14 protein-coding genes are annotated in these 14,870 nt (G+C 64.7%); 4 read left to right on the top strand and 10 right to left on the bottom strand.

Features of this window, described 5'->3' with window-relative positions:
• Positions 1-97: 97 nt before the first annotated feature.
• From JL811_RS03070 to JL811_RS03025, 10 genes are all read right to left on the bottom strand, one after another.
• Entirely contained in the window at positions 98-1,576 is a 1,479-nt protein-coding gene (locus JL811_RS03070; protein ID WP_202686826.1) for a mannitol dehydrogenase family protein, read from the bottom strand.
• Positions 1,564-2,337, bottom strand: coding sequence for an L-iditol 2-dehydrogenase (locus JL811_RS03065; RefSeq protein ID WP_202686825.1), 774 nt, complete (start codon positions 2,335-2,337; stop codon positions 1,564-1,566). Before JL811_RS03065 ends, JL811_RS03070 begins: the two co-directional genes overlap by 13 nt.
• The gene (locus tag JL811_RS03060) at positions 2,334-3,338 is read right to left on the bottom strand and encodes an ABC transporter ATP-binding protein (protein WP_202686824.1); all 1,005 of its coding nucleotides are present in this window, start codon (positions 3,336-3,338) and stop codon (positions 2,334-2,336) included. The genes JL811_RS03065 and JL811_RS03060 overlap by 4 nt, the downstream gene beginning before the upstream one ends.
• Before the next feature lie 11 nt (positions 3,339-3,349).
• Positions 3,350-4,180: a carbohydrate ABC transporter permease gene (locus tag JL811_RS03055; protein ID WP_202686823.1), complete on the bottom strand. Its 831-nt coding sequence runs from the start codon at positions 4,178-4,180 to the stop codon at positions 3,350-3,352.
• A gap of 10 nt (positions 4,181-4,190) precedes the next feature.
• Positions 4,191-5,057, bottom strand: coding sequence for a carbohydrate ABC transporter permease (locus tag JL811_RS03050; RefSeq protein WP_202687193.1), 867 nt, complete (start codon positions 5,055-5,057; stop codon positions 4,191-4,193).
• 114 nt (positions 5,058-5,171) lie between these two features.
• Positions 5,172-6,485, bottom strand: coding sequence for an ABC transporter substrate-binding protein (locus JL811_RS03045; RefSeq protein ID WP_202686822.1), 1,314 nt, complete (start codon positions 6,483-6,485; stop codon positions 5,172-5,174).
• A gap of 114 nt (positions 6,486-6,599) precedes the next feature.
• On the bottom strand, positions 6,600-7,622 hold the full coding sequence (locus JL811_RS03040; RefSeq protein WP_202686821.1) for a LacI family DNA-binding transcriptional regulator: 1,023 nt from the start codon (positions 7,620-7,622) through the stop codon (positions 6,600-6,602).
• Positions 7,623-7,773: 151 nt separating this feature from the next.
• Positions 7,774-8,382 (bottom strand): glycerol-3-phosphate 1-O-acyltransferase PlsY, encoded by a 609-nt coding sequence (gene plsY, locus JL811_RS03035; protein WP_202686820.1) that lies wholly within the window; start codon positions 8,380-8,382, stop codon positions 7,774-7,776.
• Between the two features lie 3 nt (positions 8,383-8,385).
• Entirely contained in the window at positions 8,386-9,663 is a 1,278-nt protein-coding gene (pyrC, locus tag JL811_RS03030) for a dihydroorotase (RefSeq protein ID WP_202687192.1), read from the bottom strand.
• A 51-nt stretch (positions 9,664-9,714) separates the two neighbouring features.
• Complete coding sequence (locus JL811_RS03025) at positions 9,715-10,680, bottom strand: aspartate carbamoyltransferase catalytic subunit (RefSeq protein ID WP_202686819.1); 966 nt, start codon at positions 10,678-10,680, stop codon at positions 9,715-9,717.
• Positions 10,681-10,879: 199 nt separating this feature from the next.
• On the opposite strand from JL811_RS03025, the gene JL811_RS03020 reads away from it, so the two are divergent.
• The 4 genes from JL811_RS03020 (at position 10,880) to JL811_RS03005 (ending at position 14,807) form a co-directional block, all read left to right on the top strand.
• Positions 10,880-11,731, top strand: coding sequence for a uracil-DNA glycosylase (locus tag JL811_RS03020; protein WP_202686818.1), 852 nt, complete (start codon positions 10,880-10,882; stop codon positions 11,729-11,731).
• 83 nt (positions 11,732-11,814) lie between these two features.
• A complete protein-coding gene (locus tag JL811_RS03015; RefSeq protein ID WP_202686817.1) occupies positions 11,815-12,444 on the top strand; it encodes a LysE family translocator in 630 nt (209 codons plus the stop codon).
• Between the two features lie 18 nt (positions 12,445-12,462).
• A complete protein-coding gene (gene moaB, locus JL811_RS03010; RefSeq protein WP_202686816.1) occupies positions 12,463-13,005 on the top strand; it encodes a molybdenum cofactor biosynthesis protein B in 543 nt (180 codons plus the stop codon).
• A gap of 287 nt (positions 13,006-13,292) precedes the next feature.
• A complete protein-coding gene (locus JL811_RS03005; protein WP_202686815.1) occupies positions 13,293-14,807 on the top strand; it encodes an efflux RND transporter periplasmic adaptor subunit in 1,515 nt (504 codons plus the stop codon).
• Positions 14,808-14,870: the final 63 nt, after the last annotated feature.

The raw sequence follows: 14,870 nt of genomic DNA, 5'->3' as shown, positions 1-14,870 counted from the left end.
TCCTCTCCCGGGAAACTGGTAAAATAATATAACCAATCATCCCATGGAGGCAAGCACCACGTCCCCGTCACATCCATAGTCCCGCCGCGCGCGATGGTCAGGACAGGCAATAGGCGGCAATCACCGCCGCGACCCCATTCTCGCGCATCTGTTGCATCCAGCCGTCAAAGGCACCGGCAAAGCGCGGCTCGGCAGCCAGATCGCCGTAAAGGTCGCGCTGTTCCAGCCATGCCATCGGCCGGCTTTCCGCCGCCAGCGCGACGGTCTGCAGCCGGCCCCAATGCGGATCATTCGGCGCGATCTCGCGCCCGTCCTCGCGCAGGCCCCGGCAATAGCGCGCCCAAAGGGCCGAAACCAGCGCCAGCCCTGCAACCGGCGCGCCGCTGCGCAGCCCGTCGCGGATCGAGGGCAGGATGAAGCCCGGCTGTCGGCTGGAGCCGTCAAAGGCAACACGGCGCGTCGTATCGGCAATCTCGGGATTGGAAAAGCGCCGGTCGATCAGGTCCAGATAATCCTGCGGTGTGATCCCCGGCACCGGCGCGACATGCGGCGCGATTTCCTCGGTGACGACCCGGCGCAGCAGGGCGCGGATCCCCGGATCGGCCATGGTTTCGGCGATCGTCGTCAGCCCCAGCACTTCGCCCGGGGCCGCGATTATCTGATGTCCGCCATTCAGGATGCGGATTTTCATCATCTCATAGGCATGGACGTCATCCGAGAAGGTCGCCCCCACGCGGTCCCAGTCGGGCCGCCCGGCGCAGAAGGCGTCCTCGATCACCCATTGGCGGAAGTTTTCATGCGTGACGGGGGCGGCATCGGCGATGCCCAGATCCCGCGCCAGCGCGATTTCACGCGGGCCGGTGGCGGGCACGATGCAATCGACCATGGAATTGGGAAAGGAACAGGCGCTGTCGATCCATGCCGCCAGATCGGGATCCGACAACTGCGCCAGCGACACGACCGCGCGGCGCAGCACCGCGCCATTGCCCTGCAGATTGTCGCAGCAAAGCCCCGTGAACGGACCCGTGCCCCGGTCCCGCCGGATCCGCAATGCCGCGACCATGGCGCCGAAGGCCGTGCGCGGACGGTCGGGATGGGCGGCGTCATGCACGATATCGGGATGGGCCGCATCCAGCCCGCCCGTTGCCGGATCAAGGTAATAGCCGCCTTCGGTGACGGTCAGCGCGACGATGCGGATCGCCGGATCCGCCATCTGCGCGATCAGGGGGGCATTGCCCTCTTCCACGGCAAGAAAGCCGATCATCGCGCCGGTGACCTCGGCCGATTTTCCGGCCGGGTCCAGCTCGATCAGCGTTGTCAGACAGTCCTGCGCCAGCAGCCGGTCGCGCATCTGCGCGTCATTGGCCCGCACGCCTGCGCCAATGATCGCCCAGTCATGGTTCAGACCCATGTCGAACAGCCGGTGCAGATACCAGGCCTGATGCGCGCGGTGGAAATTGCCCAGACCGATATGCACGATGCCGGGCGTCAGCGCCCCACGATCATAGCGCGGCACGCGCACGGATGCGGGCAGGCGCGCCAAACTGGCCTGCGAAAGCGGGATCAGCTCATCCATTGGCCGCCATCCACATTATAGGTCTGCGCCACGATATATTCCGCCTCATCCGAGGCCAGAAACACGGCCATTCCGGTCAGATCCCCGGCGCGGCCCATGCGGCCATAGGGCACGGCCTCGCCCACTTCGCGCTTTTTCTGTCCCGGAGCCTTGCCTTCATGTTTCGCGAAAAAGGCATCGACCCCGTCCCAATGTTCGCCATCCACCACGCCGGGCGCGATGGCATTCACATTGATGCCATGCTGGATCAGGTTCAGCCCCGCCGATTGCGTCAGGCTGATGACCGCCGCCTTGGTCGCGCAATAGACCGCGACCAGCGATTCCCCGCGTCGCCCGGCCTGCGAGGCCATGTTGATGATCCGGCCCCTGATCCCGCGTTCGATCATGTGCCGGGCAACGGCCTGCATCGTGAACAGCGTGCCCGCGACATTGATGTCGAAGGTGCGGGCATAATCGGCGCGGCTGATGTCCACCAAAGGCGCGGCGGTGAAGATCGCGGCATTGTTCACCAGAATGTCGATCTGGCCGAACTGTGCGGCGACCGCCGCCACGCCCGCCTCGATGCTGTCATCTTTCGTCACATCCAGGTCCACCGCCATCACATGCGGGCCGAGGCGCGCGGCCTCGGCCCGGGCGCGGGCGATGTCGATATCGCCGATGGCGACGCGGGCGCCTTCGCGCAGATAGGCCTCGGCAAAGGCCAGACCGATCCCGCGCGCCGCCCCGGTAATCAGGGCGGTCTTCCCTTCAAGCCGCTTCATGCGATCCGCAGCCCCTTGTCATCGAAACGGTGGATGACATCGGCACGCGGGGTCAGGTGGATGCGGTCACCGTGACGGAAACCTACCTCGCCACCGGCGCGCACGGTGATCGAGTCCGCCAGCCCCGTGCCATGGACATGAAAGAACGTGTCCGAACCCAGATGTTCCGAAACCGCAACCGTGCCCGACCAGGGGCCTTCGGTCGCCGAAACCGTGATATGTTCGGGCCGCACGCCGATAGTCCTGGCATTGTGCTTGGCGGCCTCGGGCCCAGTGATCAGGTTCATGGTCGGCGACCCGATGAAGCCCGCGACAAAGACATTGCGCGGATTGTGATAAAGGTCCAGCGGGCTGCCGACCTGTTCGATATGGCCCGCGCGCAGCACGACAATCTTGTCGGCCATGGTCATCGCCTCGACCTGATCATGGGTGACATAGATCATCGTCGTGGCCAGCCGCTTGTGCAGTTCGGAAATTTCCAGCCGCATGCCGACCCGCAGCGCCGCATCAAGGTTCGACAGCGGTTCATCGAACAGAAAGGCCGACGGTTCGCGCACGATGGCCCGGCCGATGGCCACACGCTGGCGCTGACCGCCCGACAACTGCCCCGGGCGGCGTTCCAGATAATCCGTCAGGTTCAGAACGGACGCGGCCTGCGTCACGCGGCGTTCCTGTTCAGCCTTGTCCATCCCCGCCATGCGCAGCGGAAAGGCGATATTCTTGCGCACCGTCATATGCGGGTAAAGCGCATAGGACTGGAACACCATCGCAAGCCGCCGTTTCGACGGCGAAAGCGCCGTCGCCTCCGTGCCGTCAATCGCGATCCTGCCCGAGGACACATCCTCAAGCCCCGCGATCAGCCGCAGCAGGGTGGATTTGCCGCAGCCCGACGGACCGACGAAAACGGTGAATTCCCCGTCTTCGATCGTCAGGTCCAGCGGCGGAATGACGGTGACCTCGCCGAAGCTTTTCGTCACCTGTTCGAGAACGATACGTCCCATCACTGTTCTCCTTATTTCACCGCGCCGAAGGTCAGGCCGCGCACAAGTTGTTTCTGGCTGAACCAGCCCAGAATGAGGATCGGCGCGATGGCCATGGTCGAGGCCGCGCTGAGTTTGGCGTAGAAAAGGCCCTCGGGGCTGGAATAGCTGGCGATGAAGGCCGTCAGGGGGGCGGCCTTGGCCGCCGTCAGGTTGAGCGTCCAGAACGCCTCGTTCCAGGCGAGGATCACGTTGAGCAGAACCGTCGAGGCGATGCCCGGAATGGCCATTGGTGTGAGGACATACAGGATTTCCTCCCGCAGGGTGGCACCATCCATCCGTGCCGCCTCAAGGATCTCGCCGGGGATCTCCTTGAAATAGGTGTAGAGCATCCAGACGATGATCGGCAGGTTGATGAACATGATGACGACGGTCAGGCCGATCCGCGTGTCCAGAAGTCCGAACTGGATGAAGATCAGGTAGATCGGATACAGCACCCCCACCGCCGGCAGCATCTTGGTGGACAGCATCCACAGCAGGATGTCCTTGGTAAAGCGCGAGGGCACGAAGGCCATCGACCATGCGGCCGGAATGGCGATGATCAGCCCCAGAAGGGTCGAGCCCCCTGCGATGATGATCGAATTCCACAGAAAGCGCGAATAGTCCGAGCGTTCCTGCACGACGGCATAGTTTTCCAGCGTCCAGTCGAAGAACAACCAGACCGGCGGATCGGCAATTGCCGTGGCCTCGGTTTTGAAGCTGGTCAGGATCGTCCAGAGGATCGGAAAGAAGATCAGCAGTCCAACGGCCCAGGCAAGGGCGGTGTTGACGGCTTTGCGGCGGGGTGTGACGGCGCGGGCCATGATGTGTTCCTCACCTGTCCAGATTCTTGCCGACGATGCGCATCAGGAAGATGGCAAGGATATTGGCAAGGATGATTGCATAGACGCCCCCGGCAGAACCGAGCCCGACATTCTGGCTTTCCAGCACGCGCTGGAAGATGAGATAGGTCAGCGTGCGGGTACCGAAGGACCCTTGGGTCGTCACGAAGATCTCGGCAAAGACGCCCAGCAGAAAGATCGTCTGGATCAGCACGACAATCGCGATGGCGCGCCCCAGATGGGGCAGGATGATATGGCCGAAACGCGACAGCGGCGGGGCGCCGTCCATTTCGGCGGCTTCCAGCTGTTCACTGTCCAGCGACTGGATCGCCGTCAACAGGATCAGCGTCGCAAAGGGCAGCCATTGCCATGACACGATCATGATGATCGAGGTCATCGAGGCCTCGGACAGCCATGAGATCGGCGTGGCCCCGAAGAATTTCCACAGATGCGCGAACAGCCCGTTCACCGGATCCATGAACATGTTTTTCCAGACCAGCGCCGACACCGTGGGCATCACGAAAAAGGGCGCAATGACAAGGATACGTACGACCCCCTGCCCCCACATCGGCTGATCCAGCAGAAGCGCCAGCAGGACACCCAGAACGATGGTGATGACCAGAACGCTGCCCACGATCACCAGTGTCGTGACAACCGAGGGCCAGAAGGCGCTGGATCCCACAAAGCGGATATAGTTGTCGAACCCGACCCAACCGAGGTCACCGCCCCGCATCGGAAGATATTGCTTGAACGAAAACAGCAGCGTCATCGTCAGTGGCACCAGCATCCAGCCCAAAAGCAGAATGACAGCGGGTGCCAGCATCAGACGGGCCGCAGTTCGGGAATGCTGCGTTGCCATGGTCATGCCTCCGCTGGGGACGGCAGCCTGGCCGGCCCGGGAATCGTGATACACTCGAAGAGAAAAGGACCGGAGAGCGCGGCTTGCGCCTGCCCTCCGGCCAGGGAGGAGCCGTTAGTAGCCTGCCGCTTCCATCGCGTCCGTGGTCACGGCCTGAGCACGCTCAAGTGCCTGTTCCGCGCTTTGCTGGCCTGCCAGCGCATTCGCGAATTCCTGCCCGACTTCGGTCGCGAAACCCGCAAATTCCGGGATCGCCACGAATTGCACGCCAGTATAGGGGACCGGGTCGACGGTGGGCTGGGTCGGATCGGCCGAATTGATCGAGCGCAGCGTCATATCGGCAAAGCTGGCCGCCGAGGTGTATTCGGCATTGTCATAAAGCGACTGCCGGGTGCCCGGGGGCACATTGGCCCAGCCTTCCTTTTCGGCGACAAGGGCTGTGTATTCCTTGCTTGTGGCCCAGGCGACAAAGGCCTTCGCCGCCTCGGTCTGCTGCGAACCTGCCGGAACCGCCAGCGACCATGCCCAGAGCCAGTTGCCCCGCTTGCCCAGCCCGTTATCGGGGGCCAGCGCGAAACCAACCTTGTCGGCCACGGTGGAATCGTTGGGATTGGTCACGAAGGATGCCGCAACGGTGGCGTCGATCCACATGCCGCATTTGCCTTGCTGGAACAGCGACAGGTTTTCGTTGAACCCGTTATTCGCAGCACCCGGAGGGCCGTAATTCGTCATCAGGTCCATGTAGAAATTGATCGTGTTTGCCCATTGCTCGGTGTCGAACTGGGCTTGCCAGTCCTCATCGAACCAGCGCGCGCCAAAGCTGTTGCCCATGGCCGACAGCAGGGCCATGTTTTCACCCCAGCCCGCCTTGCCGCGCAGGCAGATGCCATAGACATCACCCTCGGTCATGGCTTCGGCAGCCTCGCGGATGAATTCCCATGTCGGCGCCTCGGGCATGGTCAGCCCGGCCGCTTCCATCAGATCGGTGCGATACATCACCATCGAGCTTTCGGCGTAGAACGGCGCTGCGTAAAGCTCTCCGTCTACGGTCAGCCCGCTGCGGATCGCGGGCAGGATGTCATCGGCATCCCATTCGGCGGGCAGATCGTTCAGCGAGACCAGCCAGCCATTCTCACCCCAGATCGGAACCTCATAGGTGCCGATGGTCATGACATCGAACTGGCCGCCCTTGGTGGCCACGTCCTGCGTGACACGGCTGCGCAGGACATTCTCCTCCAGCGTCACCCATTCGACCTTGATATCGGGATATTGCGCGTTGAATTCGCTTGTCAGCCCCTGCATGCGGATCATGTCGCCATTGTTCACGGTGGCAATGGTGATCGTGCCGCTGGGGGTCTGGGCATGGGCCGCCATGGACGCAGCCACGGCCAGCGCACTCGCGAGACCGAGTGACGTTCTGAAAGACATCCGAACTCCTCCCTTGTTCTTTTGGATGATGTCTCTCAGGCTAAGTCAAAATTCGGCGCGCAGTCAATAAAAACTTGCCGCGCGTAAATTTATCGGGACAGCCAAAAGCCGCCCTCAGGCCGAGGCCCGCATCACCAGCCGCCCCTCGAACAGCATCTCGACCCGCGTCGCAGGCGGGCCGTCACTGTCGATAAGTTGGAAAAGCGTTTCAGTGCTTCGGTTTGAAACGGATTCGTAATCCTGCGCCACGGTGGTCAGCGGCGGGCAGGTGAAGCGTGAAAACGGGTGGTCGTCGATGCCTGCAACGCGCAGCGCGCACCCTTCGGCATAGCCGACCTTGAGCCCCCGTTCATAGCAGGCGGTCAGAAAGCCGATGGCCAGCCGGTCATTGCTGCACAGCACCGTGTTGGTCGTCAGGCGATTCGCGTCCAGCATGGCCAGCGCGCCCTCATAGCCCACCTTCTCGAAATCCCAGCCGCCCCCTTCAACACGCAGCACATTGGGCACATGGCCCAGACGCTCCATCACCGCGATATAGGCATTGCGGCGCTTGTTGGCGTTGGGATTGACCGGCTGCATCTCGAAAAAACAGGGCGGCTCGCCGGTGCGGCACAGATATTCGACGATCTGGCCCACAAAATGGGCATTGTCCGAACCGATGAAGGCCGTGCCGATACCCTCGATATTGCTGTCGAACAGCACGGTCGGCACGGCACGGCAGAACTGTTCCAGCGCCGCGCGGTCGGACCGCCGCCCCAAGGGCGCCAGCAGCGCCCCTGCCGGTTTCAGCGATCGCAGACTGTCCAGAATGTCATTCTCGGTTTTCTGTTCGCCATGGGCGCTGAACAGGATCGGCCAGAATCCGGCATCAATGCAGCGCCGTTCGATCTTGCGCGCGATCTCGGCAAAGAAGGGATCGGCCAGATAGGGCACCAGAATGCCGATATTCTTGGTCAGTTTGCGGTTCTGGTTGATGGCAAAGATATTCGGCCGGTAGTCATATTGTTCCAGCGCCTTCTCGATCCGGTTGCGGGTCGAGACGCGGACACTCGCCGGATCGTTGAAGAATTTCGACACGGTCGGCCGTGAAATTCCGGTCAGCCGGGCAAACTCCTCCATGTTCCTGATCTTTGTCATGCCGGTCGCGGGCCTTTCCTGCGGGATCTTTCCTCCGATCTTTACAGGATGCGGCCCCGCACGAAATTTGCAAGCCGCAATCTTGACGCGCGGCAAGATATCCCCGCACAACCGTCCATCCGCCCGGGAAGGCGACTGCCGGGCAATGGGGTCAGCGCTTGCTGCCGATCCGAGGCTCGGTGCCTGCCTTGATGCGCACCATGTTCTCGCGGTGTTTCCAATAGATCAGGGCTGTCAGGACCACGCCCAGAAAGAACATCTCGGAGCGCCCGAAGAGCAGCATCCAGCCGGTCGAGGATCCCGCCGCAGCCAGACCCGCGACCGACGAGATCCGCAGCAGCGCCGCCACGACCAGCCATGTCGCGCAGGCCGCAAGTCCCACCGGCCATGCCAGCGCCAGCAGCGTGCCGAAAAACGTCGCGACCCCCTTGCCGCCCCGGAAGCGCAGCCAGACCGGATAGAGATGGCCCAGAAACGAGGTAAGTGCGGCCATCTGTGCGGCATCCTCACCCAGCAGCGCGCGGGCCAGCAGAACCGCCACCCCGCCCTTGGCCGCATCCAGGATCAGCGTCGCCGCCGCCGCCGCCTTGTTGCCGGTGCGCAGCACATTCGTGGCACCGATATTGCCCGATCCGATCTGGCGCAGATCGCCCAGCCCCATCGCCCGGGTGATGACCACGCCAAAGGGCACCGAGCCCAGCAGATAGGACAGCACCGCCACCAGCGTCAGAAGCATAGGATCGGTCGTCAGCTCCGGCATGGTTCAGCCCTCCTGCCCGAAAACCTGCCGTCCCGCGACGAAGGTTGCCTGCACCCTACCCTCCATGCGCTGCCCGTCAAAGGGCGTGTTGCGCGATTTCGAGCGCAGGGTGAAGCGATCCAGCAGGAAGGGCGCATCGGGATCGAACAGCACCAGATCGGCAGGCGCGCCCTCTTCCATCCGGCCCTGCGGCAGGCCCAGCAGACGCGCGGGATTCAGCGATGCCGCGCGGAACAGGTCCGGCAGGCTCAGCGCCCCCGCATGGTAAAGCCGCATCATCGCGGGCAGGAAGGTTTCCAGCGCCACCGCGCCCGCCTGCGCCTCTTCGAAAGGCAGGCGCTTGCTTTCCTCATCGGCGGGGGTGTGCATGGATGAGATCACGTCGATCAGCCCTTCGGCGACGGCGGCAACCACGGCCAGCCGGTCCTCTTCTGATCGCAAGGGCGGGGACAGCTTGAAGAAACTGCGATAGTCGCCCACATCCAGTTCGTTCAGCGTCAGATGGTGGATCGAGACACCCGCCGTCACCGGCAGACCGTTGGCCTTGGCCCGCTGCAGCGTCGGAAGGCTGCGCGCGGTGGTGATCTGATCTGCATGATAGCGCGCGCCGGTCATCTCGATCAGCCCGAGATCGCGGTCCAGCCCGATCCGTTCCGCCATCGGATGCACGCCGGGCAGCCCCATCAGCGAGGCGAACTTGCCCGATGTAACCGCAGCACCCGCCGACAGTCCGGGGTCTTGCGGATGGCCGATCACCAGCGCGCCCAGACTGCGCGCATAGGTCAGCGCGCGGCTCAGAACCTTGGTATCGGTCACGACATGATCGCCATCGGTGAAGGCCACAGCACCCGCATCCAGCAGAAATCCGATTTCGGTCATTTCGCGCCCGGCCCGGCCCTTGGTCAGCGCGGCCATGTGGCGGATGCGGACGGGGGAGGATTCCAACGCGCGGCGCGTCACGAATTCCAGCACTTCGGGCGTGTCGATGGCAGGCACTGTATCGGGCCGCGCGATGATGGTCGTCACCCCGCCCGCCGCCGCCGCCAGCCCCGCCGAGCGGAAGGATTCGCGGTGCCGCTCACCGGGCTCACCGATCTTCACACCGATATCGACAATGCCGGGGGCAAGGTACTTGCCGCCGCAATCTATGATCCGGGCATCCATGGGGGCGGAGGCATCGCCAATTGCCGCGATCAGGCCATTGTCCAGAATGACATTGGCCTCGCGGATCTCCCCCGCCTCGGGGTCGATCACCCGCGCGTTTTCCAGAAACAGCGTCATCGGCTTCTCCATCAGACTGCGGCCCCGTCACGAAACGCGTTTGCCCGGCTCTCAGACATAGATGTCCCCCGCCGCCTTCGCGCCGCGTTCGGCCCGCAGGTTGCGCGCCAGCAGGTCCATGCAGGCCATGCGCACGGCCACACCCATTTCCACCTGATCCTGAATGACGGAGCGGTTGATATCATCGGCAAGGGTGCCGTCGATCTCGACCCCGCGGTTCATCGGGCCGGGATGCATGACGATGGCATCGGGTTTGGCATGGGCCAGTTTCTCGGCATCCAGCCCGTAGCGGTGGAAATATTCGCGTTCCGAGGGGATGAAACCGCCATCCATCCGTTCACGCTGCAGGCGCAGCATCATCACCACATCCGCACCTTCCAGCCCCGCCTTCATGTCGTCAAACACCTCGGCCCCGAATTCATCGACGCCCGAAGGCATCAGCGTCGGCGGCGCGATCAGGCGGATGCGGTTTTCCATCTTGCCCAGCAGGATCAGGTTCGACCGCGCGACCCGGCTATGGGCGATATCGCCGCAGATCGCGACGGTCAGCCGCTGGATGCGGCCCTTGGCGCGGCGGATGGTCAGCGCATCCAGCAGCGCCTGCGTGGGATGTTCATGCCGCCCGTCGCCCGCATTCAGAACCGCGCAATTCACCTTTTCGGCCAGAAGGTTGACCGCGCCGGATGATCCGTGCCGCACCACCAGCAGATCGGGATGCATCGCGTTCAGCGTCAGCGCGGTGTCGATCAGGGTTTCGCCCTTCTTCACGCTGGATTGTGCGACGGCCATGTTCATCACATCCGCGCCCAGCCGTTTTCCGGCCAGTTCGAAACTCGCCTGTGTGCGGGTCGAGTTCTCAAAGAACATGTTGATCTGCGTCATCCCCGCCAGCGCATCGGATTGCTTCACGGTGCGGCGGTTCAGATCGACATAGCGTTCCGCCAGATCAAGCACGCTGCGGATTTCATCGGGGGCAAGGTGCTGGATGCCCAGAAGGTGGCGCGCGCGAAAGCTCATGTCTGCTCCGGTCCGGTTGGCGAGGAGGCTTATCGCAAAGCCATCCGCGCGGGGCAATCGCCAATTCGGCCCCGGCGGCGATCCCCCGCCGCAAAGCGGGGCCGGAATCGCCCGGCGCGTCCGGTGCGAACGAACCCGGCGCCCCGGGCGCGAACGAAATCGCATTGCCCCGCCCCGGGCCTGCGCCTAGCCTTGTGCCATGGAACAGGTGACGGGAATCGAACAGGCGGCAGAGGCTGGCGGGCTGGACTGGCATGGCGCGTTGGCGGCACTGGTCTGGCAGGCCGAGCTTGGCGTGACCGAGGTGATCGGGGACACGCCCTGTGACGCCTATGCCCTGCCCGAGCGGCTTGAGACGCCGCGCAGTGCCGCCCAGCCCGACAGGGCCGCGGCGAGGCCGGGGCGTCAACCCTCTGCGTCGCAAACGCCCCCCGCCCCAGCCGAGCCGCCCGAGGACAGTGCCGCCCGAGCCGCCGCCGCCGCCCCCGACCTGCCCGCGCTGCGTGAGGCGATGGCGGCTTTCGATCTGTGCGAGCTGAAGCTGGGCGCGCGCAATCTTGTCTTTGCCGATGGCCTGCCCGGCGCGCATGTGATGATCGTGGGGGAGGCCCCGGGCCGCGAGGAAGACCGCAGCGGCCGCCCCTTTGTCGGACCGGCCGGACAGATGCTGGACCGGATCTTTGCGGCCATCGGCCTGTCGCGACAGGAAACCGACCCGGCCCGCGCGCTCTACATCACAAACACGATGCCATGGCGCCCGCCGGGCAACCGCGATCCGTCACCCGAGGAAATCGCGATGATGCGCCCTTTTCTGGCGCGCCATATCGAACTGGCCCGCCCCCGCCTGCTGATCGCAACCGGAAATACCGCCTGCGCGGCCCTGCTGGGTCAGCGCGGCATCCTGCGGCTGCGCGGCCAGTGGCAGGACTGGCGGGGGCATCCGCTGATGCCGATCACCCATCCGTCCTATCTGCTGCACGAACCCGCCGCCAAGCGCGAGGCATGGGCCGATCTGCTTGAAATCCGCGCAAGGCTGGACAGTCTTGCCTGACCAGCCTGATATCTGACCACCCTGATACCTGAACTCCTGATACCTGAACTCCTGATACCTGCCCCCTGACAAAGGTTGCCACCATGTCCTTTCCGCTGGATCTGCTGACTGTGCTGACCTTCGTTCCGGCGGCGCTGGCGCTGAACCTGACGCCCGGGGCCGATATGATGTTCACGCTGGGTCAGGGTCTGCGTGGCGGGGCCGGGGCGGCCATCGGGGCGGCGGCGGGCATCACGGCGGGCTGTTTCGTCCATATCGGCCTTGCCGCTGCGGGACTTGGCGCGGTGCTGGCGACCCAGCCGGTGCTGTTCGACGTGATCCGCTGGATCGGGGTGGCCTATCTGCTGTGGCTCGCCGTCTCCGCGCTGCGATCCGGCGGCGCAACACCCGACCGCCGCCGCCCGCTTTCGCCACTGGGGGCCTTTCGCGACGGGTTCCTTGTCAATCTTGCCAATCCCAAGGTGATCCTGTTCGTGCTGGCCTTCGTGCCGCAATTCGTCGATCCCGCACGCGGCCAGCCGGTGCTGCAATTCGTGATGCTGGGGGCGATCCTCGGGCTGGGCGGCATGATCGTCAATTCGGCGGTCGGGCTGACCGCAGGACGCTTCGGCAGCCGCCTTGCCTCGGCCCGCGCGGCGCGGGTTCTTGGCATTGCGACGGCGGGGATTTTCAGCCTGCTGGCCCTGCGCCTTGCCTTGATGACCCGCGCCTGACAACCGGAGATTTTACAGATGTCCCGAATTGATGACAGCCGCGACTTCATTCCCGTCCGCATCGCGGTGCTGACCGTTTCGGACACGCGCGGCCCTGCCGATGACCGCTCGGGCGATACGCTGGTTGACCGGCTGACCGCTGCGGGCCATGTCCTTGCCGCCCGCGCCATCGTGACAGATGACCGCGCCGTGATCGCCGCACGCCTGCGCGACTGGTGCGCTGATCCGGATGTGGATGTGATCCTGTCGACCGGCGGCACCGGGCTGACCGGGCGCGATGTGACGGTCGAGGCGCATCGCGATGTCTATGAAAAGGAGATCGAGGCCTTCGGCACCGTCTTCACCATGGTCTCGATGCAGAAGATCGGCACCTCGGCGGTGCAAAGCCGCGCCACGGGCGGGGTGGCGCAGGGCACCTATCTGTTTGCCCTGCCCGGCAGTCCCGGCGCCTGCCGCGATGCCTGGGACGAGATTCTGCGCTGGCAGCTTGATTACCGCCACCGCCCCTGCAATTTCGTCGAGATCTTCCCCCGGCTCGACGAACATCATCGCCGGAAGTGACGCGTCTTTCCGGGTTGTCGCGTTGCACCCCTCCCTGCCTTTTTCTGTCTCCAAATATCCGGGGGGTGAATTTGGCGCAGCCAAAGAGGGGGGCAGCGCCCCCCTGCACGCTCGGTCAGCAGATCATCGTTCCGGAAATCACCCCGGAGGGTCGGATTGCAGACTGCCGCGACGGAAATGCCCCGCTCCTGCGTAAATGATGCAGAACGTATGCCCCCGGCGCGCATTCGTCCTATATCGGCTTCAAGACCCATGAACGGGGACCAGACAGTGATGCGAGGCATGTGATGCGGTTTCTGACACGCTCTCTTGGCGGGCTTTTCCTGCTGGCGCTGACGCTGGGGTTGCTGGCACTGTCCGGGCGAGTGCTGACCGATGCGGTTCAGACAAGGCTTGAGGGCGGCGGACCGGCCATGCCCGCCCGCGAACGCGTCTTCACCGCCAATCTGATGACCGCAACCCCGGTGGATTTCGCCCCGGTCACGCTGGCCTTCGGGGAAATTCGGTCCTCACGCACGCTGGAACTGCGCGCGCCGCGCGGCGGCGAGGTGCTGGAGCTTTCCCCCGGTTTCCGCGATGGCGCCACGGTGCAGGCGGGGGAATTGCTGGTGCGGCTGGATCCGTCGGATGCGCAGGCGGCGCTGGATCTGGCAGAGGTCGATCTGGCCAATGCCGAGGCCGAAACCCGCGATGCCGCGCGCGCGCTGACCCTTGCGCGCGACGATCTTGTGGCGGCCGAGGAACAGGAAACCCTGCGACGGCAAGCCCTTGAACGACAGCGGGAAATCCTTGTGCGCGGCGCGGGGTCCGAGGCCACGGTTGAAACCGCAGCCCTGGCCTTGTCCTCGGCCCGGCAATCCACATTGTCACGCGCATCGGCCCTGAATGCCGCCGAGGCGCGGGTGGACCAGTCGGCAACCGCGCTGACCCGCGCGCAGATCGCGCTGTCCGAGACGGAACGCGCGCTGCGCGAGACCCGGCTTCACGCCGCGTTCGACGGGGTGCTGTCGGGCGTTTCCGTCGTGCAGGGCCGGATTCTGGGCGCCAATGAGGCTTTGGGCCAGTTGATCGACCCGACCGCGATGGAGGTGGCATTCCGCCTTTCGACCACCCAGTTCGGGCGGTTGATCGGGGCCGATGGTGCCCTGATCGACGCCGAACTGTCGGTCGGCCTTGATATTGCGGGCACCGAGATTCTGGCCCGGGGACGGCTGGACCGGGCGGGGGCGGCCGTGGGCGAAGGCCAGACCGGACGGCTGGTCTATGCGACGCTTGAGGCGGCGGGCGGCTTTCGTCCGGGCGATTTCGTCACCGTCCGCGTGGCCGAACCGCTGCTGGACGGGGTCGTGATCCTGCCTGCAACCGCACTTGGCCAGCGCGGCACCGTTCTGGCCCTAGGCAATGAGGACCGGCTGGAGGAACTGCCGGTCACGCTGATCCGCCGTCAGGATGACCATGTCGTGATCGAGGCCGCAGCGATTGCCGGGCGCGAGATCGTCACCGAACGCTCGCCCCTCTTGGGGGCCGGTATCAAGGTGCGCCCCGTGCGCCCCGAGGCGGCACCCGGCACGCCCGGGGACACGGCGCAGGACGCCCCGGGCGCACCCGCGCGCATGGCCGCGACCGATGCCGCCCCGGCCATGATGACCCTGACCGAGGACCGCCGCGCCCGGCTGATCGCCCATGTCGAGGGCCTGTCGCGCATCCCGCCCGAGGCCCGCGCCCGCATCCTTGCGCAACTCGCCGAACCAGAAGTGCCCGCCCGCATGATCGAGCGGCTGGAAAGCCGGATGGGGGGCTGACCTGTGACGCCTCCCGTGCACGATCACCCGAACGGCCCCCCGTCGGCCAGCAACCAGCCCAGC

Origin of the sequence: Szabonella alba, from assembly GCF_016765775.1 — a bacterium.
Classification (GTDB): domain Bacteria; phylum Pseudomonadota; class Alphaproteobacteria; order Rhodobacterales; family Rhodobacteraceae; genus Szabonella; species Szabonella alba.
Note: the sequence above shows the minus strand (reverse complement) of the source record. Positions and strands in the feature narration are given on the sequence as shown.